This is a genomic window from Microbacterium sp. NPDC056044, assembly GCF_042267145.1.
Taxonomy (GTDB): domain Bacteria; phylum Actinomycetota; class Actinomycetes; order Actinomycetales; family Microbacteriaceae; genus Microbacterium.
The window spans coordinates 252,119-278,176 of the sequence record NZ_JBHJWZ010000005.1 but is presented as its reverse complement, the minus strand read 5'-3'; the positions used below and the strand labels follow the sequence as shown (position 1 = coordinate 278,176).

Sequence of the window (26,058 nt, the reverse complement as noted above, 5' to 3'; positions counted from 1 at the left end):
TCAGGCCTTTCGAGCGGCGTCGCGGTCGCGCGTCGCGTACTGCTGGAGGATCGCGAAGACGAGGATGATGACGGTCAGCACGAGCGCGAGCGCCGAGCCGAAGCCGAACTGGCCGAGCGAGAACGCCTGCTTGTACACCTGGGTAGCCAGGGTCTCGGTGGCGCCGGCCGGACCGCCGGCCGTGAGCGCGAGGATCTGGTCGAAGATCCGCAGGCCCTGGATGATGCCGAGCGTCGTCGCGATCGCGATGGAGGGACGGATGCCGGGGACCGTCACGTGCCAGAACCGCTTGAAGACGCCGGCGCCGTCGAGCGCGGCCGCCTCTTCGAGTTCGACCGGCACCGAGGCGAGGCCGGCCAGGTAGATCACCATGACGAAGCCGGTCTGCTGCCAGACGACCGTGAGCAGGATCGCCCAGATCGACCAGGTGGGGTCCGCGAGCCAGACCTTCTGCATCTCCTCGAGGCCGATCGCGGCGAGGAAGCCGTTGAGCGGGCCGTTGAACTGGAAGATGAACTTCCAGACGTACGCGACGGCGAGAGGGCTCAGCACGACGGGCATGAAGAGCAGCGTCCGCAGGATGTAGCGGGTCTTCAGCGTGCGGTTGATGGCCAGGGCGAAGCCGAGCCCGAGGATGTTCGTCAGGATGACGGAGCCGAACGCCAGGAAGAGCGTGTTGATCACGGCGCCGACCATGAGCGGGTCGTTGAAGATCCGCACGAAGTTGTCGAGGCCGATGAACTCCCAGTCCCCGAGGCCGGTCCAGTTCGTGAAGGCGAAGAAGCCTCCCGTCAGGGTGGCGACATAGTGCACCGCGATGACGAGGATGATGGCCGGAAGAGCCCACCACCAGTGCCCGTAGCTGATCAGCGGGCGGCGGCCGCCGCGGGGGCGCGGCGTGCGTCGGGCTTCGGGTGGCACCGTGAGGGTGCGCGTCGCGTCTCGCTCGATCGTCACTGTCATCTACTCTCTGACCTCGTCGTCATGCGCCCCTTCACCGGCGGCGTCACAGCCACTATCACACACTTGTGTCGGAAGCACACATTAGTTCTGGCAATACCGGATATAAGTGGTTCAGCACCCCGCCGCAGCCGGTTCCTCGCGCAGGATGAGGAACGTGGCCGAGTCATCGTCGAGCGCGCCCGAGGGCCTCTCCTTCCTGTGGCAGGACTTCGTCGACCCGCCGGACGAGGCGCGCCCGCGCGCCTGGTGGCACTGGATGGACGGCAACATCGATCCCGCCGGGATCGTGCGGGATCTGACCTGGCTGCACGATGTCGGCGTGCGCGGGGTACAGCTCTTCGACGGCGGCATGGGGGTTCCCCTCGTCGTGCCCGAACCGGTGCGGCTGGGAACGGACGCCTGGCACGACGCGATCCAGACGACGTCGCGCACGGCGTCCGCCCTCGGCCTCGAGCTCGCGGTGGCGACGTCATCGGGCTGGAGCGCCTCGGGCGGTCCGTGGGTGGGCCCCGGCGACGCCATGAAGAAGCTGGTGTGGTCGGAGTGCGTCATCGACGGCGGTGAGCGCCGCACTGTCGAGCTCCCGCCGCTTGCGGCGGTCGCCGGCACGTTCCAGGACTCGCCGCGCCCCGGCGCGGACTCCCGCGAGCCGTGGGCGGTGGACTGGCGAGTGGTCGCCCTGCCGGCCGTGCCGGCGCAGGAGGCGCTCCGGCCGGACCGGGTGCACGGCTCCGCCCCCGTCGACGACATCGACCGGCTCGTCGACGGCTCGTTCGACGGCGCCGTCTCGCTCCCCCGGGATCCCGACGCGTGGTCGTCGGCCTGGCTCGAGCTCGACTTCGACGAGCCCGTGACGGCCTGCTCGGTCACGCTCGGCTTTCCCGGGCCGCACGGGTTCGGCGCCGCGCCACCGCCCGAGGCGGTGCTGCAGGTGAGCGACGACGGCGACGCCTACCGCGATGTCGTCACGCTGCCCGCCACGACGGTGCCGGCGAGATCTGCGACGTTCGCCCCGGTCACAGGCGGCCGCTTCCGGCTCGTGCTGTCGGGCGCGAGCGCCGCCGAGGCTCTCCCGCCCGTCGCCGACGGTGTGCGACTCCCGCCGGTGCTGCGCCGCAGCGACGCCTTCCTCGTCTCCGAGTTCGCGCTGCGCTCCGGCGCGCGTGTGCACCAGGCCGAGGTGAAGGCCGGCTTCGGCGTCGCTCCCGACTACTACGCGATCGACACGACTCCCGCACCGGATGCTGCGTCGCCGGCTCCGTCCGAGATCCACGACCTCACCGCCCATGTCGACGGCGACCGCCTCACGTGGGACGCTCCGCCCGGGCGCTGGCGCGTGCTGCGGATCGGGGCATCCCTCACCGGCCAGACCAACGGACCGGCGCTGCCCGACGCCACCGGACTGGAGGTCGACAAGCTCGACGGCCGCCGCGTCGCGGCGTACCTCGAGCGGCATCTCGAGCGGTTCACCCCCGGCCGGTACGACGCCCTGCTCAGCGACAGCATCGAGGCCGGGGCGCAGAACTGGACCGACGGGATCCTCGAGCGCTTCCGCGAGCTGCGCGGCTACGACCCGACGCCCTGGCTGCCGACGCTCGCGGGGTATCTCGTGGGCGGAGCCGAGGCATCCGATCGATTCCTCTACGACTACAGGCGAACGCTTTCGGAATTGCTCGCGACCGAGTACTACGGAACCCTCTCCGCCGAGGCGCACCGCCGCGGCATGACGTACTACGCGGAGGCGCTCGAGGACGGGCGGCCGCAGCTCGGCGACGACCTGGCGATGCGGGCGCACGCCGACGTGCCGATGGGCGCCATGTGGACGTTCGATCCCGAAGCCGGTCCGCGGCCGACGTATGTCGCGGACCTCAAGGGCGCAGCATCCGTCGCGCATGTGCACGGCAGGCGGTGGACGGGCGCCGAGGCGTTCACGAGCTTCGACCGCCCGTGGGCCTCGTCGCCGCGGAGCCTCAAGCACGTCGCCGACCTGCAGCTCGCGCTCGGCGTGACACGCTTCTGCATCCACACGTCGCCGCACCAGCCGGTCGCCGCGCCGCCGCCCGGCATCGCACTCGCACCGTTCCTCGGGCAGGCGTTCACACGGAACGAGACCTGGGCGCAGATGGCGCGCCCGTGGATCGACTACCTCGCGCGGTGCTCGGCCGTGCTCTCGTCCGGCGAGCCGGCGGTCGACATCGCCGTCTTCGTCGGCGAGGAAGCGCCGGTGACGGGCCTCTACGACGCCGGCTTCGACACGACCGTGCCGGACGGCTTCGACTTCGACTACGTCGGCGCGGACGCGCTGGCGCTGCTGCGGGTGGAGGACGGGGAGCTCGTCGCGCGCGGCGCGCGCTACCGGGTGCTCCACCTCGGCGGCTCGAGTCGGCGCCTGACGAACGAGACGCTGCGCCGGATCGCCTCTCTGCTCGATGCGGGAGCGACCGTTGTGGGCGTGCGGCCCGAGCAGTCACCGTCCCTCGCCGACGACGATGACGAGTTCACGCGGCTGTGCGACGAGATCTGGGTCCACCCGCGCGCCCGCGGCCGCGTCATCTCCACGACGGATCTCGGCGCGGCCCTGAGCGCGCTCGGCATCTCGCCGCAGCTCGAGGTCGTCGGCGCGCGGCTCCGCACCATCGCGCGGGTCGTGGACGGGCAGCGCGTCACGTTCCTCGCCAATCCGAGCGCGGAGAACGTGACCGCACGGATCATCGTGCCCGCCGAGGTGGCGGCACTCAGCGCGTGGGACCCGGTCGCACTTCGCACCGCGCCACTGGTCGACGTCGGCGCGGGCGGTGACCGCCGGTCGTTCGAGATCGCGCTGGCGCCGTTCGGCTCGGTGTTCGTCGTGCCGGGGGGTCCCGGCCCGACGGCGGCCAGGGGGACCGTCGACCGTCGCACGATCGAGGGCGCGTGGACGCTGGAGCTTCCCGGCCGTCCGCCGGTCGCGCTGCCCGACGGACCACGGCTGTGGACGGACCTCGACGACGAGGCACAGGCGTTCTCGGGGACGGCGGTCTATCGCACGCGGTTCACGCTGACCCGGCAACCGGACGACGGGCGGATCACCCTCGAGCTCGGCCGCGTCGGCGACATCGCCCGAGTGGTCCTCAACGGCGTCGAGTGCGGGATCGCGTGGACAGCGCCGTTCCACGTCGACGTGACCGCGGCGGTGCGGGCCGACGACAACACACTCCAGGTCGAGATCGCGAATCCGTGGCGCAATCGACTCATCGCCGAGGCATCCGTCCCGACCGGCGAGATCTTCGCCCCGATGACCGAAGTGTTCGAGACGGACGCCGCACCGCTGGCCGCAGGCCTTGCAGGGCCCGTGGTCCTGCTCGTCGAGATGATCCCCTGATCTGGGTGAAATCGGGGATCACCGAGGCAATTGCCGCACATAAGCATCGCTAATGTCGGAAACCTACATATCGTGCGACGCTTGATGTGCGGCCCCGAGGCCGAGCCAGCAACCCGAGCTGGCGACAACGAAGTCACGAAAGGGTCGAAATGCCACAGCACACAGCCTCCCGGCCTCTCCGGTGGTCGCTTCTCGCGGCTCCCCTCGCCGGGGTCCTCATCCTCGCCGGCTGTTCCGGCGGCGGCGGCGACAGCGGCGGAGACTCCGGCGACTCCGCCGACAAGGGGTTCACGCTCATGGTCGCCGAGGCGAACGACGCCGACAACTACTACGAGCAGCTCACCGACATGTACACCAAGGAGACCGGTGTTCCGGTCGAGGTGATCCCGTACCCGTCGGACGCCTACAACACGCAGGTCACCACGCAGCTCCAAGCCGGCAACGCCGCCGACGTCATGATCCTCGCGCCCGGGACGGGCCAGCCGATCTCGGTGGTCACGCTCGCCGAGGCGGGCTTCCTCGAGCCGCTGGACGACACCAGCGCGGGCATCATCCCCGCGGGGAGCGAAGCGCAGTACACCGTCGACGACAAGGTCTACGGCCAGCCCACCGCGCTCGCCCCGGTCGGCCTCATCTACAACTCCGCCGGTGGCGAAGAGGTCGGCATCGACGAGTACCCGGCGACCTACGACGATCTCCTCGCGGCCTGCCAGACGGCCCGCGACGGCGGCAAGACCTTCACGGTGCTCGCCGGCGGCGTGCCGTTCAACACCGGCCTGTTCGCCCAGCTCATCTCGGCCACCCGGGTCTACGAGGGCACCCCGGACTGGAACGAGCAGCGGGCCGCCGGCGACGTGACCTTCGCCGACAGCGACGGGTGGCAGGAGACGCTCAACGACATCGTCGAGCTCAATGACACCGGCTGCTTCCAGGACGGCGCCGCGGGAGGAACGTTCGACAACATCACCGCCGGCATCGGCGGCGGCACCGCTCTGACCGCAGCGACGCCCGGTTCGGCCGCGGCCTCGATCGGCGGCGCCACCGGCCTCGACATCACGGTCCAGGCCTTCCCGCCGGCCGAGGGGCAGGAGCCCTTCACGCTCGCCTCGGCGAACTACGCCTGGGCGATCAACGCGAAGGCTGACGACGCCGTGAAGACCTCCGCGCAGGAGTTCCTCGACTGGGCTGCCCAGCCGGAGCAGGCCAAGACCTACGCCGACCTGGCCGGCTACGTGCCGATCACCGGTGTGACCGCCGACGACCTGCTCCCGAGCTACGCGCCGATCGGTGACCTGCTCGAGTCGGGCGCCTACACGGGCCTGCCGAACGCCAGCTGGCCGAACCCCGCCGTCTACGACGCGCTCGGCGTCGGAGTGCAGGGCCTCCTGACCGGCCAGAAGACGGTCGACCAGGTGCTCGCCGACATGGACGCTGCGTGGGGCAACTGACCTGCTGAATCCGCAGTGAACGATGCCGCCCGGGGCCCGCGCCCCGGGCGGCATCGTCATGATCCCCGACCGAATCTCAGCCGTACGCGACCCCGCGTGCCGCGACCTCCGAAGGAGCACGACGTGAACCGATCCGCCCGCGTGCAGCGGCTGCTCGCCGAGATGACCCCGGCCGAGAAGCTCGGCCAGCTGCAGATCGTGTTCCGTCCGCGGCACGACGACGCCGCGGAGCTCATCCGGGAGGGCCTCGGCTCGATCTTCTGGCCCCGCTCGGCGGCGGCGACCAACGCGCTGCAGCGGGTCGCGGTCGAGGAGACGCGCCTCGGCATCCCCGTGCTCGTGGGACTCGACGTCATCCACGGCCAGCGCACGATCGCGCCCGTCCCGCTTGCGCAGGCCGGGAGCTTCGACCCTTCGCTCGTCGAGGAGCTCGCCGCGCTCGCGGCCGCCGAAGCGCGCTCGGGCGGTGTCACGTGGACCTTCTCCCCCATGGTGGACGTGTCACGCGATCCGCGCTGGGGCCGCGTGGTCGAGGGGTTCGGCGAGGACGTCCACCTCACCGCTGTCATGGGCCGCGCGATGGTGCGCGGCTACCAGGGCGACGACCTCGCCGCCTCACACGCGATCGCCGCGACGGCGAAGCACTTCGTCGCCTACGGTCAGCCCGAGGGCGGCCGCGACTACAACACGGTCGACGTGTCGGAGCACCGGCTGCGCAACACGTATCTCGAGCCGTTCCGCGCGGTCGTCGACGAAGGCGCAGCCTCGGTGATGGCGTCGTTCAACACCGTCGCCGGCGTGCCGATGCACGCCAACCGGCGGCTGATGACCGGGGTGCTCAAGGACGAGTGGGGGTTCCCCGGCGTCGTCGTCGGCGATGCCGAGGGCGTGCGCAATCTGATTCCGCACGGCATCGCCGAGGACCTGACGGATGCCGCGTCCCGGGCGTTCCGCGCGGGGCTCGACGTCGAGATGGGCGGTGCGCCTTCGGACGTGGCCGACGCGCTGCTCTCAGCGATCGACCCCGCGCGCCTCGACGACGCCGTCGCCCGCGTGCTCGCGCTCAAGGAGTCGCTCGGTCTCTTCGACTCTCCGTACGCGAGCGAGCCGGACGAGCTCATCGCCCCGACCGGCGCGGGGCGAGCGCTCGTGCGGCGCGCCGCCGCGCGGTCGTCGGTGCTGCTCAAGAACGACGGCGCCCTGCCGCTCTCGGCGCCCGCGCGCGTGCTGCTGACGGGCCCCTACGCCGACTCGACCGATCACCTCGGCGCCTGGACGCAGTCCTTCGGCGCCCACGCCGGCTCCATCGCGGACGAGTTCGCGGGCCGTCGCCCTGACGTCGATCTGCGGGTCGTCCTCGGCGTCGACTTCCTCGGCGAGGACGCATCCGGCATCGCCGACGCCGTCGCGGCCGCGCGGGCCAGCGATGTCGTCGTGGTGCTCGTCGGAGAGCCCGGCGCGCTGTCGGGCGAGGCCGCCTCCCGCAGCGACCTGCGCCTGCCTGGCCACCAGGAGCAGCTGATCCGCGAGATCGCCGCCACCGGCGTTCCGTTCGCCGTCGTCCTCGAGACGGGACGCCCGCTGGTCGTCTCGGACTGGATCGACCTCGCGGGGACTGTCGTCGTCGCCTGGCACGGCGGCACCGAGGCAGCGGCCGCGATCGTCGACGTGCTGCTGGGTGACGCCGATCCCGCCGGGCGCCTGCCGATGTCCTGGCCGCGGTCGGTCGGGCAGATCCCGATCCACTACGCGCACGAGAGCACCGGTCGCCCCGCGACGAGCGGCGGATCGCTCACCACCGAGACCGCCGACATCGGTCTGCACGGCCCCGCGAACGTGCAGGACAAGTACACCTCGAAGTACCTCGATCTCGAGCTCGGCCCGCAGTTCCCCTTCGGCCACGGCTCGGGCTACGCGACGTTCACGCACGCGCCGGCCACACTGTCCGCGGCCTCGATCATCGGCGCCGAGCTCGACGCCGGCGCGACGCTGTCGCTGTCGGTCGAGGTCGCCAACGCGTCGGCGCGCGCCGGCGACGAGATCCTGCAGGTCTACGTCGAGGACGTCGTGGCCAGCGTCGCTCCGCCGGTCCGGCGGCTCGTCGCGTTCGAGCGAAGGACCATCGAGCCCGGCCGCACCACGGTGTTCGAGTTCGAGATCGGCCGCGATCAGCTGGGCTTCTGGGCTGTGGATGCTGCGCCCGCGGCGTTCATCGTGGAGCCCGGCCTCTTCCGCCTGCACATCGGCGCCACACTCGCCTCGACCCAGGCCGTCGAGCTGCGGGTCGTCTGAGTCAGCGGAGGGGCCGGTACCGGACGTCGCGGAACCGCACCGTCCCCGCGCCGGCCGCGTAGAGCGCCGGGCGCAGGCTCAGCAGGTCGCCCATGGTGTTGGCGTGGTACCCCGATGTCTCGTAGCGGATCGCGTGACGCACCCAGTCCCCGCCGGGCTCGCGGTACCAGCCCGTGACGATGTGCTCGTCGTTGCGGATCCGCAGCTGCAGACGACGCGCCTCGGGCGCCGGCTCGCGCCAGTGCGTGACGTGCCCGCCCGAGTAGCTCCGCATCCGTTCCTCGTCGATCCCCATGCCGCAGAACAGCCGGTCGTTGAAGAACAGCAGCAGCCCGCCTTCGGCCCCGTCGATCTCGACGTCGACCTCGACCTCGTACGAGTGGTCGCCGACGACGAGCGCGAGCGGCGACGTGTCGCCCGGCCCCGTTCCCTTGCCCGCGAGCACCAGACCGTCGTCGAGCGTGAGACGCGCGGCCTCCCCTGGCGAGGGGGCATGGAAGGTCCACCGCTCACCGAGACGCAGATGGGCGAAGTCGTCGTCGAACCCGCGGGACGGGGAGGGGACGGATGCCTCGGCCGGGGCATCCAGCTCGCCTCCGATGTCATCCAGAGCGGCGGCCGGCCAGCCGTCCTCGGTCCACGCGATGGGCTCGAGCAGGATCTGGCGACCGAGCGTGCGATAGCCGTTCTCGTACCCGTGCGAAACCATCCACCAGCTGCCTTCGCCGGTGGAGAGGATCGTCGCGTGTCCGCGCGACCACCACTTCTCGGAGGCGTCCTCGGTGCGGGCGACGGGGTTGTGCGGACTGTTCTGCCACGGCCCGTGGACCGATCGGGACCGCGCGACGATGACCATGTGCCCCGTCGGCGGACCGCCGGTACCGCCGACGGCGCTCACGAGATAGAACCACTCGCCGCGGCGGAAGAGCTTCGGACCTTCGAGCGCGTACGCCTCGGTGATCCACTCGTCCGGGTAGCGCCAGCCGTCGTAGACCTGCTCCAGCTCACCGACGGTCGCAAGGCCGTCGTCCGTCAGGGCGATGCGGCGGATGCCGTTGACGAAGAGGTACCGCTTGCCGTCCTCGCCGACGACATGGCCCGGGTCGATCGCCCACCGGATGCCCAGGTCGATCGGGTCCGACCACGGGCCTTCCATCGAGTCGGCGTGGATGACGAAGATCGCGGGCGCGTCGAGTTCCGACCAGGGCGCGGGGATGAACGGGATGTAGATGAAGAAGCGTCCGTCCACCTCCGCGATGTCGACCGCGAACGTGCTGCCGAGCGGCTCGGCGAGCGCCGAGCCCGCGTAGGTCCAGTTCACGAGGTCGGGCGACCGATAGAGCAGGAGCCCCGGCGCCGACTCGAACGACGAGTACGTCATCCAGTACTCGTCGCCCACCTTGATGACGGCGGGGTCGGGGCGGTCTCCGCCGAGGACGGGGTTGATGAAGGTGGGCCGCTCAGCCATGGGTCGCGCTCCTCGCCACATCGCGCTGCGCCGCGATGATCCTGTCTTCGAGGTCGTCCGTCTCGTCGCCCAGGCCGTGGGCGTCGATGTACTCGACGGTCGCGGCGAGGCCCTGCTCGACCGTCACCGATGGGACGAACTCGGGGATGTCACGCTGCAACTTCTCGGCGCTGAAGAGCATGTTGTGGGCGAACACGCTCGTCGCGAAGAGGAAACGCTGCCGGTCGACCGTCTCGAGCACCTGCGCGGGCACGCCGACCTGCTCGACCTCGCGTCCCACGACGCGCATCGCGGCCGCGTGGAACTCCTCCCACGTCGTGTGCTGCGGGTGCACGAGGTGGTACGTCTGACCGACGCAGTGCTCCTTGCCCAGCGCCCCGACGAACGCGAGCGCGGCGTCGTCGACGTGGAGGAGGTGGTGCGTCGCACGCCCGTCGCCGACTTTGATGATCGGCTTGCCGGCGCGCATCCGTGACACCCAGGTGCTGTCGATCCCGATCTGACGCAACGCGCGGCGTGGGCCGTACGTCGTCGAGGGGCGCATGATCGTCACGGGGAACCCCGAACCGTAGTGGGCCTCGAGCAGGACGCGCTCGGCGTCGGCCTTCGCCGCGGCGTACGGCACGGACGGCCTCGCGGGGTGGTCTTCGGTCACCGGCAGCCAGTCGAAACGCTCGCCGAGCACCGTCACCGTCGAGGTGTGGACGACGTGCCCGACGTCGCGGAACGCGCGGATGCTCGACCGCACGTCGGCCGGCGTGAACGCGATCACGTCGATCGCTGCGTCGAACCGGCCCGCCTGGACCGCGGACTCGAACCGCTCCTCGTCGTGGCGGTCGACGACGATCGTCTCGACGCCTTCCGGGGGCACCGCGGTTGCGCCACGATTGACGCACGTCACGTCATGCCCCTCGTCGAGAAGCCGCCGCACGATGCTCGTGCTGATGTTGCCGGTTCCACCGACCACCACGACCTTCATGACCGCGCCTCCGCGGCGAAACGCAGAGCGAGGCGGGCGAAGAAGTCCGCGAACAGCAGCCGGGTGTCGATGGTGTCGAACAGGGTCAGCGGCCGGGGTGCGGGATGCGGCCGGTACGTGCCGTCGTCAGCGATCCACGGAGCGTCCACGACGCGGAACGAGCTCGACTCCGTCGCACCCGTGCTGATCAGCACCGGCGGGCTGTCGCCCATCGGCCAGATCGCCCCGATCTTCGCGAAGTCGGGCGGGTTGTCGAAACAGCTGTAGAGCCAGGCGCCGAACTCGCCGGCGGCCTGCAGTTCGCGCTCCAGCTCCGCGATCGACATCAGGCACTGGCGGTAGACGTGCTGCGGCACCTGCGAGATGCGGATGCCCGACTCGTTGAAGACGAACTGGGCAGCCGCGACATCGAGCATGAGGTTGTACTCCCACGCGCCGTCCGGATGCGCGCCGCCGCCGATCCAGACGAGCTCCGCCCGGTCCGCGAGGGAAGGGTCGGCGCGCAGAGCCGAGGCGATATGGGTGAGTGGGCCGCCGGCAGCGATCACGAGCGGCAGCGGGTCGGCCCGTAGCGATTCCTCGAGGATGACGCGGGCGCCGTCGGTGGGCGCGGTGAGCTCGGCGAACGGCACCTGCACGTCGTCCGAGGCAGGGGGCGGATCGGCGATGCCCAGGCGACGCATCAGCTCCCGCGCGGCGTCGCGGGCGGGGCTCCCGTCGGGGTACGGCATTCCTTCCATCGCGATCGAGGTGCAGGTCACGCCGACGACCGGCGCAGCCTCCGAGAGGAAGTGGTGGGCGAGTGCGAGCAACCCGTCGGGGTCGCCCGCGAAGTCGTTGTCGACGATCACGCGCGCCCGCGCTGTCACGGGGATCCGCCGGTACTCGCGCCGCGAAGACTCGGTGTGACTCATCGCTTCCTCACCAGACTCGGAGCAGGGTGACGCGCGCGGCCCCGACGCGATCCACCGGAACGACCTGGAGATGCTCGTCCCCATTGAGGACGCGACCGGGTGCGATCCGGCCCTCGTCGAGGAGCAGTTCGACGACGGCGTCGACCTCCACCGATCCCTGAAGTGCGGCGAAGTCGAGCTTGACGCCCTGGCCGATGACGACGAGTTCGTCATCGGCCACGGCGAAGACCAGCGCGAACGGCCTCTGCTCGCCCGGCGTCGGCACGGGCTCACGCGGAAGCGTCTCGTCGGGGACGGGGAGGGCCTCCTCGGGAAGCTGCACGCCCACATCGAGGAGGAAGTCGCGAACGATGTCACTCAGCCCGCGGGCGCTCACCGTGAGGTCTCCGACCGTGGTCTCGGCAGGAGGGGCACCCCGCTCCACCACGACGGCGCCGATCCGTCGGGCTCGCTGAGCCTCGGCGATCTCCGGCTCGAAGGCGCTGAGGTGCGCAAGCATCGCGGCGACCTGACCCTCGGGGTTGGCTCCGTCGATGCCGAATCCCGACCAGCCGACCGCCCGATAGGTTCCGATGGCGCGGGCGAGCTCGCCCGCCCGCAATCTGCTCTCCGGCACGAAGAACGGCTGTGAACCGTTGGCGTAGGTCCGCATCGCCGCATCTGCGTCGTCCACGTAGATGTCGGGGCCGACGAGCGAGAGGGAGGCTGCCGCCGCGCGCCACACGTCGATGACGCGACTCGAGGGTCCGCCGCTCGGCCACTCACCCGGCTCATCCTGCCCGGGCTGCGGTCCCAGCCACGCGTTGGCGTACATCGGAATCCGCTTGACGGCCTGACCGCGCTCGGCGAGGTGCTGCACGTACGACGCGATCGACCACGCCATGAAGACCTCGTCGGCGCCCGAGCCGTCACCGAACACGTCGCCCCACGTACCCGCCTCACGCCGGCCGGCCTCCGCCCAGAGCGTGCGGAGCAGTGACCCCTCCTCGCCCTCGCGGGCGGCGGCGATCAGCGGGGCCGGCACGTCGCGACGCCAGGCATCCTCGGCGAGGTCGCTCCGGTCGCGGCTGTCGCGCAGGATCCCCGACTCGTTCTCGACCTGGACCAGCGCGACGACATCGGTGCGGTCGACCTCGGCGAGGTGGGCGATGAAGGCTTCGAACGCGGTGGCATCGGCATCGCGGAGCGCCTCGCTGAAGACCGAGAGCACGGGCGTCGGCATGACACCGGAATAGTGGAAGGCGCTCCCCCGGGTCTTGGCGTGCACGACGGCGCGCGGGAAGCGGGTCTGGTCCGCCCGCACCCACCGCGGCGCGTACGTCGACGTCGCGTTCTTGAACGCGCCGAACCACAGCAGCACGAGCTGCAGTCCCCGGCTGCGGGCTTCCTCGATCATCGTGTCCACGAGCGCGAAGTCGAACTCGCCCTCGCGCGGCTCGGTCAGCGCCCAGCTGACCGGCGCGAGCACGGTGTTCGCGTGCAGGTCCCGCGCGTGGGCGAAGGACTCGCGGATGGATGCCGTCGACGAGCTCGACGAGTTGTGCACCTGGCCGCCCAGCAGAAGGCGGAGCTCGCCGTCCTTGCGCAGACGCAGGTCTTCCCCGAACGACCAGGCCGAGCGCTCGCTCTCGGCGCTCATTCCGCTCCGCCGATCCAGTCCGCGATCGCCTCGACCGTCGGCAGGGCCGTCGGGTCGGCGGGCTCGTCGATGTGGCCGTGGTCGGCGCCGGCCTCCAGGCGGAGGGTGACGTCGATCCCCGCAGCATCCAACTGCCGCGCGAAAGCCTCACCCGACGGACGCAGATCGTCGGATTCGCACACCAGCACGAACGCCCGCGGGAAGCCGTCGACCGAACCGAGAGCGGCGAAGGCGTGCGGATCGCCGAGCGCCTCGACGGACCCCGCGAAGTTCAGTGCGAGGGCACCGTGCGGGGAGTCGGGATCGAGTTCCGCCGAGGCCGCCGGGCCGTTCGGGTGCACGACCGGGTAGACGAGCACGAGCCCGGCGGGCACCCGATCGCCGGAGTCCCGCAGCCGTGCGACGGCGCCCGCGGTCAGGTTGCCGCCCGCGCTGGCTCCACCGAGGTAAAGGCTGTCTGTGCCGAACAGCTCCTCCGCGTGCGCGACGGCGTGACGCCACGCGGCGAGCACGTCGTCCGAGGGTGCGGGGAAGTGCACGTCCCCGAGGCACTTGACGTAGTCGACCGCGAGCACCGGGATCCCGCGCGCCGCGAGCTCGAGCGCGACCCAGTGCGACTCCGGCATGTCGAGGTGGCCGCCGATGAACGCGCCGCCGTGCACCCACACCAGGGCGCGACCGGATGCCTCGGCCGAGGCATCCGTGTACAGCCGCGCCGGCACCGCGCGGGCGTCCCCGTCGATCGAGACGTCGCGCGTCTCGACGTTCGCGAGGCGGGGGAAGCGGCGCTTCAGCGACTCCGTGTCGATGTCGGGGCGCGGGTCGGCCGGCTCGCCGTGCTCGCGGAACATCCGGAGCACTTCGGAGAGCGGCAGCGTGCGGAAGTCGACCTCGGTGTCAGACATGGGCCGCCTGCACGGCGCGCATCGAGGCGCGGATGAGGTCGTGCTGCCTGCGGACGAGGAGCAGCGGGTCGACCTCGCCGAGCTCGGCGAACGCGTGCCCCTCCCACTCGCTCGACCAGTAGCCGCGGTAGCCACCTTCGACGAAGACGCGGACCAGCTCCGGGTAGTCGATGGCGGGCTCCTGCCCGTTTTCGTCGATGTCGTAGAACTTGGCGTGGACATGCTTGATCTGCGGCATGATGTCGGCCCACTCGCGCGGGTCGACGTGGCCGTGCATGTTGAAGGCGAGGTGCGCGAACGACCCGAGGCGGCCCGGGTCGAAGTCGCGGGACTTCAGGTAGCCGATGAACTCCTGCTGCCGCTCCTGCATGGTCGCGTCGGTGGCCCAGATGCGCTGCAGCTCGGCGAGCGCGTCGTCATCCAGGCCCGCGCGCTGCACGGCACGCAGCAGCGTCGGCGACATGCTGTGCATCGTCGACGAGAAGTCCGCGACGAACCCGAGCAGCGGCGAGTCGAGCTCGGCGTAGGTGTCGCGCACCTTCAGGATCGACTCGGCGTTCGGCCCCATCGGCGCGTGGATCTCGTACGCCAGCTGCAGGTCGAGGCGCTCCGCCACCGGCAGCAGCCGGCGCAGCAGCTCGGGCTTCGCAGACTGGATGCGCACCAGCGGGAAACCGAGCTTCTTCGCCCCCTGGAACATGAGCTCGCTGAACTCGAACTCCTCGTCCGGCGTCATGTCGCGGTCGCGCCTGCGGCCCATGTCGAGGTTCGCGCCGAACGAGCTCGCGTCGAAGCCGTGCTTGTCGAACGCGGCGCGCCACTGCGTGACGAACTCGTCCGACACGACCGGGTAGGTCGGCAGCACCTGCGACGCGACGATCTCGATGCCCGGGCCGATCCCGAGCTCGGCGACGCGGTCCAGCAGCCCGTCGAAGTCGTACCAGCCCGCACGGAACTCCGCGCTCGCGGAGTAGAGCGTCAGGCCGAGCTTGAAGGGGTCGTCCTCAGCCGCGGGCGGCGGAGGCGCGATGTCGGTCGCGGTCGCCAGGGGCGCAGCATCCGTGTCCGTCACTGTCAGCGTGAAGGACTGGCGCACGATGTTCGGCACGTACATGCCGGGTCCGCCGTCCTGGCCGGGCATGATCTGCATGTACGGCAGGCGCAGCTCGCCGAAGATCTCGACCTGGTGCTGCTCGCCGAGGGCGACGGGCTGGTCGAGACGTGCGACGAGGAGCGGATGCTGCTGCAGGAACCAGAGCGTCTCGCTCTGCTGCGACAGCTCGGCGATCGCGTAGCGCGTGCCGTCGATCTCGAAGGCCAGCTCGTCCGTGGGGATCTCGACGCCGTCGACGGTGAGGCGGAGCGTCGAGACGGACGAGAGCCACAGGCTCCGGTACCAGGGGATGGTGAGCTTCAGCGCGAGGCCGTCCGAGTGCGGGCGGAGGCTGTCTTCGGCGATGAGTCCGTTGGGCATGGTTCTCTCCGGTTTCGGGCGGTTCGTCAGAGGGTGGAGGCGATGGAACGGATGAGGGAGTGCTGGCGGCGCACCTGCTCGATCGAGCGCCAGGGGATGCGGTCACCCTCGTACTCGCTCGAGAGGTAGCCCGTGTAGCCGGCGTCCTTCAGGGCGCGGAGCACCGGCTCCCACGGGATCTGCTGGTCTTCGAGGTTCTCGTCGATGTCGTGGAACTTCGCCTGGATGAAGACGACGTACTTCGCGATGTCAGCGATGTCGGCGGGGTCGACCGCGATGCCGTCGAGGAACGCCGGGCGGCGGCCGGGCAGCTCGCCGGGCTTCAGCGGGATGGGGCGGTCCTGGAAGATGCCGGTGTCGAGCAGCAGCCCGAAATGCTTCGTCCCGGTGCGCTCGATGAGGCCGATGTAGTCGTCGACGACCTCGTGCTTGATCGGCGTCGGCGAGTGGATCTCGGGGCAGATGACGACGTCGAGCTCGGCCGCGAGGTCGAGCGAGCGCTCGACGGACTCGGTCCAGATGGGGTGCGGGATGAGGTCGCTCGAGACGACGCCGATCTTCGGCCGCACGAAGCGGAACCCCAGCCGCTTCGCGAGGCGGAGGTCTCGCTGGAGCATCGCGGCTCCCTGGGCGGCGGTCAGATCGCGCGCGTTCGCGCCGCTCGAGTGCAGGCGCGTGTCGATCCACGAGCCATAGTTCGTCGGCTCGAGGGAGTACTTCTCGAGCAGCGCGAACCAGCGGTCGATCCACTCGGTCGTGGGCTCGGGGTACCGCTCGATGTGGCCCTCGCCGAGGATCTCGACGCCGGTCGCGCCGACGTCGGCCACGGCGGCGAGTGCCGTCTCGAGGTCCATCACCGTGCCGTAGTCGGTCATGAAGCTGTAGAGGCTCACGCCGTACTTGAAGGGGCCGCCGTCCTCGGAGGAGGTGAGAGTGATGTGCCGCGAGACTTCGTACGTCGAGGGCTGGTGCTCCTGGGGGATGTACGACATGCGCAGGCGCAGCTGGATCGAGACCTCGTGCGTGCCCTCGGGCAGGCCGCCCGGGTGCGGCACCGTGACGATCGCGGCCTCCTCGAGCGGCCAGCGCACGCCCTCCGAGTCCCACAGCTCCTGCAGCGAGTAGGTGCGACCGGCGAAGGTCCACAGCGGCACGTCCGCGGGGACGTCGACGAGGTTCCCGACGCGGACCGCGACGCCGTCGATGAGGGATGCGGCCATGCCGCGATACGACGGCATGCGCAGACGGAACTGGAAGCCGGTGGCCTCACCCCCTTCGCGCACATTGCGGAAGCCGACGGACTGGATGAGATCTCTCTCGAGAAGCATCGATGCTCGCTCTCTGGGTCGGGACCGCGCTGTCGCGGGCCGGGAGTCCCTTCGAGAGTATCAGCGTTAGGCCTGATTGTGACATAAGTAAGTGTGATGCGCGCATAATCGCGACGCCGCCCGCACATCGTTGCGAACGATGCCACCTCCACGCCACATAGATTGCACGGATACACTGGGCCGAGGCATCCCGAACCCGGAGGAGCACACCGTCGTGTCCGATCAACCGCTGCTCTCCCGGCTCGATCTGAACCTCCTGGTCGCCCTCGACGCGCTGCTCACCGAGCGCAGCGTGACGCGCGCGGCCGAGCGGCTGCACCTGAGCCAGCCCGCGCTGAGCGCCTCGCTCGCGCGGCTGCGCACGCATTTCAACGACCAGATCCTCGCCCGCCGCGGCAACACCTACGAGCTCACCCCGCTCGCCTTGCGCCTCACCGAGCACACGACGACGGCGCTCGAGGCCGCACGCCGCGTCTTCGAGAGCCAGGCGACGTGGAGCCCGAGGGACTCGACCCGCGAATTCTCGATCTACGGCTCCGACTACGGCTTCGCCACCATCGGCAGCGAGGTGTCGCGCCTCGCGGCGGAGGCCGCACCCGGCGTGCGCTTCCGCTTCATGCTGCACAACCCGGCCATCGTCGACGACGCCCTCAACCGGCTGCGCTCCGCCGACGGCATGGTGATCCCGCATGGCTACCTCGTCGACCTCCCATACGCCGATCTCTGGCGGGACGGCTGGGTGGTCGTGGCCTCCGACTCGAACGAACAGGTCGGCGACGAGCTCACGATGGACGTCCTCGGCGCCCTGCCGTGGGTCTTCACCTACCAGTCGCGCACGGCCTTCACCTCGGCGGCCCGCCAGCTGCAGCAGCTCGGCATCGAGCCGCACATCGAGGCGGTCGTCGAGAGCTTCCTCGCGCTGCCGCACTTCATCGCCGGCACCAACCGCCTCGGCCTGATCCAGGCTGGGCTCGCCCACGTCGCCGAGTCCGTCCCGGGCGTGCGCACGCTGGAAGCCCCGTTCGACGCGACGCCCGTCGTCAACGCCCTGTGGTGGCACCCCGTCCACGGCCGCGACCCCGAGCACGCCTGGATGCGCGGCATCTTCGAACAGGCCGCGGCATCCGTGTCGAATCGCCCGACGGCCGGCCTGAGCGTGCCGGCCTGATCCCGCCCCAGATCTAGCCGAGCACCCGGCGGACGCTCCTTGTTTGAGGCAGCGCCGCAGTCCCTACTCCCGGGAGACCGCTCCGAGACCTCGTCCTTGGGTCGTCGCCTCGACGGCTTCGCTAACGGTCACAACGGCGCTGTCGGCGACGTTCGAAGTTCCGGCCAAATGCGCGCTCGCTTTGGCCTCGCTTTCAATCGTCGCCGACAGACGCCGAGGGAAGTCGGGTCAAACTTTCGGTTCTGCGCAACCCGCACTGCAGGAGCGCTCAATCGGGTTTTCTACATCAGAGATCCTGCGTGAATATGGGCTCTGATCAGGGGTTTTTCTCAGAAGTCCCAGTTCTCGTCGGCCGACGCGTCCAGGCCCGGAATCTCGCGGATTCTGAGGCACCGCTCTTGGCTCGTGCCCTCTGCGTGCCACTTGGAACAGAAAGCCGCTTCAGCACGGCGTCCGCGGTTCGAGCGGCAACGCAATAAGGCTAATCGATTGGAGCGGTGGCGCCTAGCTGCTCAGGCGTCCACCCGCTCAAGTCGCGCTGCGGGCGCGTAGCCTGGACTCCTCGGCCGGGGAAGGGAATCCCAATGGCCAGAGGACGAGCACCGCGACTTTCGAGAGAAGCCCTGCTCAACATCGAATTGTCAGCATTCTGCTCACGTCACAGGTACACGGCTGATCCAGGGCCAGTGGTCGAAGAGCTCCGCAGGCGCGCCGGCGACCGGACCGACATTCTCGCTGAGGTCGCCGGGCTGTGGTCGGGCTTCTACCGTGATGAGCACACGCAGACCCTCGCGGATGCCCTGACTGAGATCGAGGACGTTGGCTATTGGCTTGAACTCGGTCGGCGGCGACGCGGTCTGCAGCCGCACCAGACTCCGTGAACCATTGGCGCAACCCGCGCAGCGATCCGCAAACGGGCATCGCGCGAAGGTGGGACCTGCGCGGGCACGCGGTCCCATTAGCGGGATGAGTGAATCGAAACTACGCTGGCGGTCGCATGGCCCAACACGCCAGTGACGCACGGATGCGCTACGTGTTCGGGCACTTGTCACGAGTTCAGTTCACGGCTCGATCGGTCGTACGCGGTCACCGTAAGCGGTGTACAGAGCCTTGTTGTGGGCGTCTCCTTCGGGGAGGTTGGCGGACACGAAGACGGGCACGGTGCCATTCCGGGATTGCAGTTGCCGGCTGACCCCCTCCGCGAGCATCTGAGCGATGAGGATGCCTGTGAGGTTCGACACGGCGCCGATGCGGATGCCGTCGCCGAGGTCGATCGTGGCATCACCTGCCGGTGCGCAGTTGTCGATGACCACATCCGCGAAGCTGGCGAGGTTGCGCCCGGAGCGGTCGCGCGTCGCGACGAGAGTGTTGTGCGCACGGGAGGTGATCGCGATGATCGCGTGGCCGTTGCTGCGCGCGAGTTGCGCCATCTCGACGATCGCGGCGTTGATGCCGGAGTTGGAGACGATGACGAACGCGTCGGCCGGGTCCGGTGAAGCCAGTTCGTAGATCTGCGCCGCCAGGCCGGGCTGTCGCTCGTAGGTGGGGTCGAGGATCTCCTCGGCCGCGACGTCGCCGAACAGGACCAGGTCCTTGACTGCCAGCATGCCGACGGCGGCGAGTCCGCCGGCGCGACCCGCGAGCTCCAATGTGACAGCACGCGAATGTCCGGTCCCGAACGCCTGGATGATTCCGCCGGTCGCGATGGCGTCGACGAGGATGCCGGCGGCCCGGTCGATTGCTGGGCGTTGCGTGTCGAGCACCGCTTTGATGTGATCGAGCGCGACTCTGGGGTATTGAAGGGCGGTCATGGTGTTCCTTCGGCGACAGGTGTGAGGGATTCGAGCTCGAGCAGTTGAGTCAGTGCGGCTTGGACGACCATCTCACCACTGCCGTGTTCGACAGGGCTGACTACCGTCTCGTAGCTGACTGGTGCGTCTCGGTCAGGGAGGTACCCGAGGTACCCGTTGGTGTATCCGAGGACGATGACGTCGCCGCCAGTGTGCTCAGCGCGGATGCGTTCGCCGAGGTCGAGGTAGAGCTCGGCAGGGAGGGCGACCAGGCGTACCGATCCCAGCCTGATCGCTTCGACCGTGATGTCGTGCCTGTCGACCTCGACGGCCGATCTCCGCGCGGCCACCAGTGTTATGCCTTGGTCCAGGACGGCCTGCCGCCGGTCCGCGAAGGGGTCAGACGGCGCACCTGCCGACGACACGCGCGCTGGCACTGCTCGCTCGTTCGACGGGAGCGACAGCGTCCGGGCGATGGGCAGATCGAGGGTGTCGTCACCAGGCGTCCGGGCCGCCCATTCCGCGACGGCGGGGCGGAGTGCGGCGGCGATACCGGCGGCAAGCCGGTCGATCTCGGCGAGATCACGCCCCCGTCGAGTCGTGCGTGTGCTGATGTCACCGGCAGCACCTGTCGCCGCGACCACCCAATCCGCATCAGCCGCGAGCTCACGGCGCACGCCGCCGGCCAGGTCGGCGCTGGCGAACCTGTTCTCCGCGCCGAGCACGGTCGGGTGCACGGGTGTGACGACGAGAATGCCGAGACGCCGGTCTTCGCGGGTCCCACCCAATCGTTCGAAGACGAGGGCATCGACCGGCACGACCGGGCTGAGTGCCGGAGGGATGTTCCGGCGGCCGCCGATGTCGCTGACGTGGGTCCGTACGGCGCGCGCGTGGGCGGGCTGTTCACCTGCGATGGCGTGCCGCGTCGCCTCGTGCGCGGCCTGCACGATGCGAGCCGCCAACGTTTCGGGTGTCGATGCACCCCCGGGGAAGCAGCCGGCTTCTGGAGTCGAGTGGGCGTGGGTGGCGGAGAGCCAGAGGGCGGACACGCCGAGGTCCTGGACTCGCGCGCGGACGCGTTCGACGAGGTCGGTGTTCACGCAGACGATGTCGACGACGACGATCACCATCCGCCGACCGTCCTGGTGGATGCTGAGTGCGTGGACTTCTAGAGGTTCGAGCGAGCCGAGCGCGCCTCCAGAGCGGTCCGCGTAGCCGCCGAGCGGTTCGCCGGGGATCACTGGCAGAACCGTCTGCCCATGACCGACGGTCAACACGTCGGCACCGTTTTCCAGCCGTCCAATGCCCGCCGGTATGCCGAGACCTCAGGCGCCCCGCCGGCCGCTCGAGCGAGGCGGATTCCTCCGGCCAGTGCATCGCCCAGCGGTGTATCCAGCACGAGGCCGGCCTCGTCGAGGCGCGCGGCGACGAGACCGCGCAGCATCGCGTTCTCGTGTAGCAGTCGCCCGGTGTAGCTGATCGGTTGCAGCGGGGCATGCGCGGCGGCGACTTCGATCGTGGCGGCCAGATCCTGCGCGGCGTCGGCGAGGATTCCGGAGGCGATCTCGTCGCCATCCTTGGCTGCTTCGGAGACTCTGACGGCGAACGATGACACGAGCACCACCGTGGATTCCGCGCGATAGAACCGCTGGAGTGCGGCCAGCGACGTGTCGCCGCCCAGCGCCGTTGCGAAGTCGTCGGTGAGGCGGGTTGCCGGCCCCACCCGATCCCGTGCGGCCGCGGCCGCGCGCATCCCCGCGAGCCCGATGGCGTGTGCGCTGCCTCGGTCGCCGAGAGTGGGCCCCCAGCCGTCGAACGAGTACGACTCGCCCGCTTCAGAGATGGCCAGGACGATGGTCCCGGTACCGGCGCTGACCACGGTGCCGGGGCCGGCCACGGCTCCGGCGTGGGCCAGCAGGGCGTCATCTACGAGCGTTACCGGCGCTCTGAGCGTGCTTTCCAGCGCAATCCGCAGCGCGCGGCGCTGGTGCGGGTCGCCTGGGATTCCGGTGAGCCCGACGGTGACCGCGTCCAGGCGGTCAAGCGCGGCGCCAGGCATGCGGCTCCGGGCGTCGGCGACGGCGCCGGCCACGGCCGCGAGGACGGCGGCGTCGTCCTCAGACACCCCCGCATAGACGAATCCAGGGCCACTCCCGTCGACTTCGCCGTGCTCCGTCGAGACGCGGATGCGCAAGCCCGACTTTCCGCCGTCAATGGCGGCCACGACGGTCATTTGCTGATTCCCGCGGTCAGCCCCGACATGATCTGCTTCGATGCGAACGCGAAGACCAGCGCGAGCGGCAGCAGCGCGATGATGAGGCCGGCGAACAGCGTGCCTCGGTCGGCGGAGTACTCACCGAAGAACCTCGTCAGGCCGACCGGGATCGTGTACTTGTCGGTGTCGCGCAACAGGATCAGCGGGTAGAAGAAGTCATTCCAGGTGGGTGCGAACTGAAAGATGGTGACCACCGCGAGAGCGGGACGCACCAGCGGGAGCATGACCGACACGAAGATCCGGCCGTCGTTGGCTCCGTCCAGCCGGGCCGCTTCCTCCAGCTCCACCGGGAGCCCACGCATGAAGCCCATCAGCACGAACATGGTGAATGGGATGCCGCTCGCGGCATAGAGCAGGATGAGGCCGAGGTGGGTGTCGATGAGCCCGCCGGCTTGGAACATGTAGAAGATCGGCAGCAGTCCGAGCTTGGCGGGAACCATCAGCCCGGCGATGAAGAACGCGGCCAGGAACGCGCGGCCACGAAACTTCCGGCGGGTGATCACGAACGCTGCGGCGACGGAGACACTGACGCAGAGTGCGACGGAGCAGATCGTGATGAACACCGAGTTGATGAAGTAGGTGCCCAGCGACGCCGACTCCCACGCTCGGACGTAGTTGGACAGGTCGAAGCTGGTGGGCAGCGCGATCGGGTTCTGCAGGATCTCGTTGGTCGGACGCAGCGACCCGAGCACCACCAGCAGGATCGGTCCGAACGCGATGGCCGCGTACAGCCACAGCACCGCCTGCACCCCGATCTTGGTTCCCAGCTGCGAACGCTTCCGTGCGCGCTGAGCGGGTTCCCGGACTCGTTCCGGTGCGGGAGTGCGCTGGGCGCGCGGGGGCTGGAGGGTGGCGGTCATGAGACCTCCCTGCGTCGAAGGAATCGTTCAAGTGCGATGGCCACGCCGAACACCAGCGCGAACATCAGGACCGCCATCGCGGACGATTCGCCGATGGCGTTCGTTCCACCGTCGAAGGCGAGCCGGTAGTACAGGAGCCCCAGCACGTCCATGGACCCGGACGGGCCGCCCCCGGACCCGCCCAGGGCGTAGACCAGGTCGAACAGGTTGAAGCAGCCGATGAAGGTCAGCACGGTGATGATGCCGACGGCCGGCATGATCAGCGGGAAGCGGATCGACCAGAACAGGCGGCTGGGTGACGCGCCGTCCAGCGCGGCGGCTTCTTCGAGTTCTTGCGGGATGCCGCCGAGAGCTGCCCCGAAGATCAGCAAGGGTCCGCCGATCCATTGCCAGGCGTTGATGAGGATGAGCACGGGTAGTGCGGTGCCGGGCTGTCCGAGCCACGGCAGCGCCAGGGCATCCAATCCGATCGCTCGGAGGCCGGCGTTGATGGGCCCGAAGGTGGGGCTGAGCAGCATCGCCCAGAGGTATCCGACGATGAGTGGACTGAGCAGGTACGGCGTGGAGTAGAGGGTCTGGAACAGTCGCTTTCCGGTCGTGGTGCGGTGCAGCAGCACCGCGAGCCCCAGGCCGATGGTGTTCTGCACGAGCATCGTGCCGATGAAGAATAGGACGTTGTGCCAGAACGCGGCACCGATCTGCTCGTTGACGGGGTATCGGGTGAACAGTTCGATGTAGTTCCCCAGCCCGACGAACGCTCCTGCCGTGGTGCCCTTCCAGTCGAACAGGCCGTACACGAAGGCGGTGAGGATCGGGACGATGACCAGCACCGTGTACAGCACGAGTGCGGGGCCGCTGAACAGCGCGATCCAGCCGAAGGAGATGTGCTCGGGCGAGTAGCGGCCCCGCACTCGTGTCCGCGTCATGAGCGCGGAGTGAACCACTGGTCGACGCCCTGCTGGATCTTTCCAGCGGCGCCGGCGGCATCGATCTCACCCAGGATCAGGCTGGAGAACGACGACGAGGCCAGGTCCCACGCGGTCGGCGTTCCGCCCGAGAAGTACGCGTAGGTGATGTACGGGCTCGGCTCCGCCGCGTAGCCGTCCACGGCTTCGGCGAGCAGCTCGTCCGTCGGCGTCACGCCAGGCACGGGCGAGATCTGAGCGAGCTCGTCGCTGAACATCTGGCCGAATTCCGGGCTCGCCATCCACTCGACCAGTTCCAGCGCGGCTTCCTTGTTGTCGCTCGCGTTGGACACGCCGAATGAGCCGTCGACGTATCCGGGCACCGGTGTCCCGCTGCCGTCGGGGGCGGGCACGTTGAAGATGCCGAGCTCGAGGTCGGGGTTGGCCTTGCGGAAGTTCGCGAGCTCCCAGATGCCGCCCGGGAACGCCGCGGCCTGCCCCGACGTGAACAGGGCCTGCGCGTCTTCGTAGCTGGTGCCCTGGATGCTGTCACCCCAATAGTCCTGCGTGCTCGTCCAGGCGTCGACCGAATCCACCCACGGCTGGTCGGTGAACGTGGCGTCGCCGTCGAGCATCTTCTCGAGGTAAGGGGTGCCGCCGTAGGTGCCGGCGCCGAAGATCTCCTGCTCGATGGGGAGCATCCAGGTGTCGGTGACCGTATTCGCCAGCGGGGTGACGCCGCTGGCCTTGATCGTGTCGAACGCCTCGACCATCTCGTCCCAGGTCGCCGGCTCGTCGAGGCCGAGATCGTCGAAGATGGCGGTGTTGTAGATCACGTGCAGCGTCTGGATCGCGAACGGCACGCCGTACACGGCGCCGTCGGAGACGCCGCGCGCCCCGTCGAGCACCGAGGGGGAGAACTCATCGAGCCCGTCGATCTCGTCATCGAGTGCGACCAGGTCGCCGGACTCGACGCGCGGCTGCAACAGACCGTACGAGCGCAGCTGCGCGACGTCCGGACCGGACGCGTCTTTGAGGCCGGTGGCCAGGATGGTGTCGTACTCGGTGTTCAGGTACGGCACGTACTCGACCTCGACGCCCGGGTGTGCCTCTTCGAAGGTCTTGAAGATCTCCTCGTAGGTGGTGGCATCTTCCTGGCGCCACCCCCACACGGTGATCGTGGTGTCATCGCCGGCGGCGTTGCCGGCTCCTGCGCTGGGCGCGCAGGCGGTGATCGCGAGAGCGGCGACGGCGAGTGCGCCGGTAGCGAGGGTGACCCTTCTGATGTTCAACATGTGTTCCCCTTGGTGAGACGGCCACCGGGCTGGACCGGGGTCGTCGTGTGGTGGGTGATGCTCGGTGCGCTCAAACTAATACTGGTCTATACCGATTGTCAACGTTCCGGTATAGACCAATCTGGCACGGAGTCGCCTTAGGATTGCTCACTACGCGCGGTCGATGTCGCCGCGCGAGAGAGGTGACAAGACGTGGCACGCGCACGGCATTCGGACGGGCGCGACGAGATCGAAATACTCGCCGGCTTGGTCGTCGAGGAGTCGGGCGAGTCGGGCAAGGGTGAGCAGATCCGCCAAGCGCTTGCGGCGTTCGCCGCCTCCTCGCGCCCCGACACCCTGCTGCCCTCTGAACGGGTGCTCGCGGAGCAATTCGGCGTCGCGCGGATGACCGTACGCGGCGCGATCGACAGCCTGGAGGCCGCCGGGCTGGTGCGACGCGAGCCGGGCCGCGGCGCCTTCGTCCAGCACCCCCGACTCACCCACTCAGAGATCTTCCGATCCTTCACCGAAGACATGCGGTTCCGGGGCATGGAGCCCGGCGCCCGCGACTTCAGCTCCCTACTGGAGCCCGCATCCGCTCGGGTGGCGGCTGCCCTGGACCTGACCGAGGGCGACCCTGTCATCCGCATCGAGCGTGTCCGCACGGCCGACGGCACGCCGATGGCGCTGGAAACCACCAATCTTCCGCACGCCCGCTTCCCAGATCTGCTCGAGCGAATGACGGAGAACGACTCGCTCTACGAGCTGCTCGCCAGTGTCTACGGGGTGCGACCCGAGAACGCAGAACAGACCGTCGCGATCGACCGGCTGTCCGCCGCTGACGCGACGCGACTGGACACCGAGCCGGGCGAACCCTGCTTCGCCATCGAGCGCAAAGCCCACGACACCATGGGCAAAGCCGTGGAGTTCGGCCGCTCGCTGTACCGGGGCGATCGCTACGTCATCGAGATGCACGTGGGGCGCGCCGCCGACAGCTAGCCCGAACCGGACAGTT

The 26,058-nt window shown here is 69.5% G+C and carries 20 protein-coding genes; 5 read left to right on the top strand and 15 right to left on the bottom strand.

The annotated features are described in order from the left end of the window. Entirely contained in the window at positions 1-963 is a 963-nt protein-coding gene (locus tag ACFC1I_RS16090) for a carbohydrate ABC transporter permease (protein ID WP_376011491.1), read from the bottom strand. A gap of 154 nt (positions 964-1,117) precedes the next feature. On the opposite strand from ACFC1I_RS16090, the gene ACFC1I_RS16085 reads away from it, so the two are divergent. The 3 genes from ACFC1I_RS16085 to ACFC1I_RS16075 all read left to right on the top strand — a co-directional run bounded on the left by ACFC1I_RS16085 (position 1,118) and on the right by ACFC1I_RS16075 (position 8,064). Continuing rightward, complete coding sequence (locus ACFC1I_RS16085) at positions 1,118-4,324, top strand: glycosyl hydrolase (protein WP_376011489.1); 3,207 nt, start codon at positions 1,118-1,120, stop codon at positions 4,322-4,324. Between the two features lie 149 nt (positions 4,325-4,473). Continuing rightward, positions 4,474-5,772, top strand: coding sequence for an extracellular solute-binding protein (locus ACFC1I_RS16080; RefSeq protein WP_376011486.1), 1,299 nt, complete (start codon positions 4,474-4,476; stop codon positions 5,770-5,772). Between the two features lie 123 nt (positions 5,773-5,895). Continuing rightward, on the top strand, positions 5,896-8,064 hold the full coding sequence (locus ACFC1I_RS16075; RefSeq protein ID WP_376011484.1) for a glycoside hydrolase family 3 N-terminal domain-containing protein: 2,169 nt from the start codon (positions 5,896-5,898) through the stop codon (positions 8,062-8,064). 1 nt (position 8,065) lies between these two features. On the opposite strand, the gene ACFC1I_RS16070 is transcribed toward ACFC1I_RS16075, so the two are convergent. From ACFC1I_RS16070 to ACFC1I_RS16040, 7 genes are read right to left on the bottom strand one after another with little or no spacing between them, the layout of a single operon-like run. After that, positions 8,066-9,532, bottom strand: a complete 1,467-nt coding sequence (locus ACFC1I_RS16070) for a family 43 glycosylhydrolase (protein WP_376011481.1) — start codon at positions 9,530-9,532, stop codon at positions 8,066-8,068. Further along, positions 9,525-10,511 (bottom strand): NAD-dependent epimerase/dehydratase family protein, encoded by a 987-nt coding sequence (locus tag ACFC1I_RS16065; protein ID WP_376011478.1) that lies wholly within the window; start codon positions 10,509-10,511, stop codon positions 9,525-9,527. The genes ACFC1I_RS16070 and ACFC1I_RS16065 overlap by 8 nt, the downstream gene beginning before the upstream one ends. Continuing rightward, positions 10,508-11,425, bottom strand: a complete 918-nt coding sequence (locus tag ACFC1I_RS16060; RefSeq protein WP_376011475.1) for a nucleoside hydrolase — start codon at positions 11,423-11,425, stop codon at positions 10,508-10,510. The genes ACFC1I_RS16065 and ACFC1I_RS16060 overlap by 4 nt, the downstream gene beginning before the upstream one ends. A 7-nt stretch (positions 11,426-11,432) precedes the next feature. Continuing rightward, positions 11,433-13,064 carry a DUF5597 domain-containing protein gene (locus ACFC1I_RS16055; protein WP_376011472.1) on the bottom strand — a complete coding sequence of 544 codons (1,632 nt, stop codon included), beginning with the start codon at positions 13,062-13,064 and terminating at the stop codon, positions 11,433-11,435. Continuing rightward, a complete protein-coding gene (locus ACFC1I_RS16050) occupies positions 13,061-13,969 on the bottom strand; it encodes an alpha/beta hydrolase (protein WP_376011469.1) in 909 nt (302 codons plus the stop codon). Before ACFC1I_RS16050 ends, ACFC1I_RS16055 begins: the two co-directional genes overlap by 4 nt. Beyond that, positions 13,962-15,443, bottom strand: coding sequence for a DUF6379 domain-containing protein (locus ACFC1I_RS16045; protein WP_376011466.1), 1,482 nt, complete (start codon positions 15,441-15,443; stop codon positions 13,962-13,964). Before ACFC1I_RS16045 ends, ACFC1I_RS16050 begins: the two co-directional genes overlap by 8 nt. Before the next feature lie 26 nt (positions 15,444-15,469). Next, on the bottom strand, positions 15,470-16,771 hold the full coding sequence (locus tag ACFC1I_RS16040; RefSeq protein ID WP_376011464.1) for a DUF6379 domain-containing protein: 1,302 nt from the start codon (positions 16,769-16,771) through the stop codon (positions 15,470-15,472). Positions 16,772-16,985: 214 nt separating this feature from the next. On the opposite strand from ACFC1I_RS16040, the gene ACFC1I_RS16035 reads away from it, so the two are divergent. Next, positions 16,986-17,939 carry a LysR family transcriptional regulator gene (locus tag ACFC1I_RS16035; RefSeq protein WP_376011461.1) on the top strand — a complete coding sequence of 318 codons (954 nt, stop codon included), beginning with the start codon at positions 16,986-16,988 and terminating at the stop codon, positions 17,937-17,939. A 653-nt stretch (positions 17,940-18,592) separates the two neighbouring features. Here the strand turns inward: ACFC1I_RS16035 and ACFC1I_RS16030 are convergent. The 7 genes from ACFC1I_RS16030 to ACFC1I_RS16000 form a co-directional block, all read right to left on the bottom strand. Beyond that, complete coding sequence (locus ACFC1I_RS16030; RefSeq protein WP_376011458.1) at positions 18,593-18,808, bottom strand: hypothetical protein; 216 nt, start codon at positions 18,806-18,808, stop codon at positions 18,593-18,595. A 192-nt stretch (positions 18,809-19,000) separates the two neighbouring features. Next, positions 19,001-19,750 carry a sugar isomerase domain-containing protein gene (locus ACFC1I_RS16025; RefSeq protein WP_376011456.1) on the bottom strand — a complete coding sequence of 250 codons (750 nt, stop codon included), beginning with the start codon at positions 19,748-19,750 and terminating at the stop codon, positions 19,001-19,003. Further along, the gene (locus tag ACFC1I_RS16020) at positions 19,747-21,006 is read right to left on the bottom strand and encodes a hypothetical protein (protein ID WP_376011453.1); all 1,260 of its coding nucleotides are present in this window, start codon (positions 21,004-21,006) and stop codon (positions 19,747-19,749) included. The genes ACFC1I_RS16025 and ACFC1I_RS16020 overlap by 4 nt, the downstream gene beginning before the upstream one ends. Continuing rightward, complete coding sequence (locus ACFC1I_RS16015; RefSeq protein ID WP_376011450.1) at positions 21,000-21,962, bottom strand: N-acetylglucosamine kinase; 963 nt, start codon at positions 21,960-21,962, stop codon at positions 21,000-21,002. The genes ACFC1I_RS16020 and ACFC1I_RS16015 overlap by 7 nt, the downstream gene beginning before the upstream one ends. Then, positions 21,959-22,864: a carbohydrate ABC transporter permease gene (locus ACFC1I_RS16010; RefSeq protein WP_376011447.1), complete on the bottom strand. Its 906-nt coding sequence runs from the start codon at positions 22,862-22,864 to the stop codon at positions 21,959-21,961. Before ACFC1I_RS16010 ends, ACFC1I_RS16015 begins: the two co-directional genes overlap by 4 nt. Continuing rightward, positions 22,861-23,790 carry a carbohydrate ABC transporter permease gene (locus ACFC1I_RS16005; protein WP_376011444.1) on the bottom strand — a complete coding sequence of 310 codons (930 nt, stop codon included), beginning with the start codon at positions 23,788-23,790 and terminating at the stop codon, positions 22,861-22,863. Before ACFC1I_RS16005 ends, ACFC1I_RS16010 begins: the two co-directional genes overlap by 4 nt. Further along, positions 23,787-25,064: an ABC transporter substrate-binding protein gene (locus tag ACFC1I_RS16000; protein ID WP_376011442.1), complete on the bottom strand. Its 1,278-nt coding sequence runs from the start codon at positions 25,062-25,064 to the stop codon at positions 23,787-23,789. The genes ACFC1I_RS16005 and ACFC1I_RS16000 overlap by 4 nt, the downstream gene beginning before the upstream one ends. A 192-nt stretch (positions 25,065-25,256) precedes the next feature. On the opposite strand from ACFC1I_RS16000, the gene ACFC1I_RS15995 reads away from it, so the two are divergent. Then, the gene (locus ACFC1I_RS15995; protein ID WP_376011439.1) at positions 25,257-26,042 is read left to right on the top strand and encodes a GntR family transcriptional regulator; all 786 of its coding nucleotides are present in this window, start codon (positions 25,257-25,259) and stop codon (positions 26,040-26,042) included. Positions 26,043-26,058 lie beyond the last annotated feature (16 nt).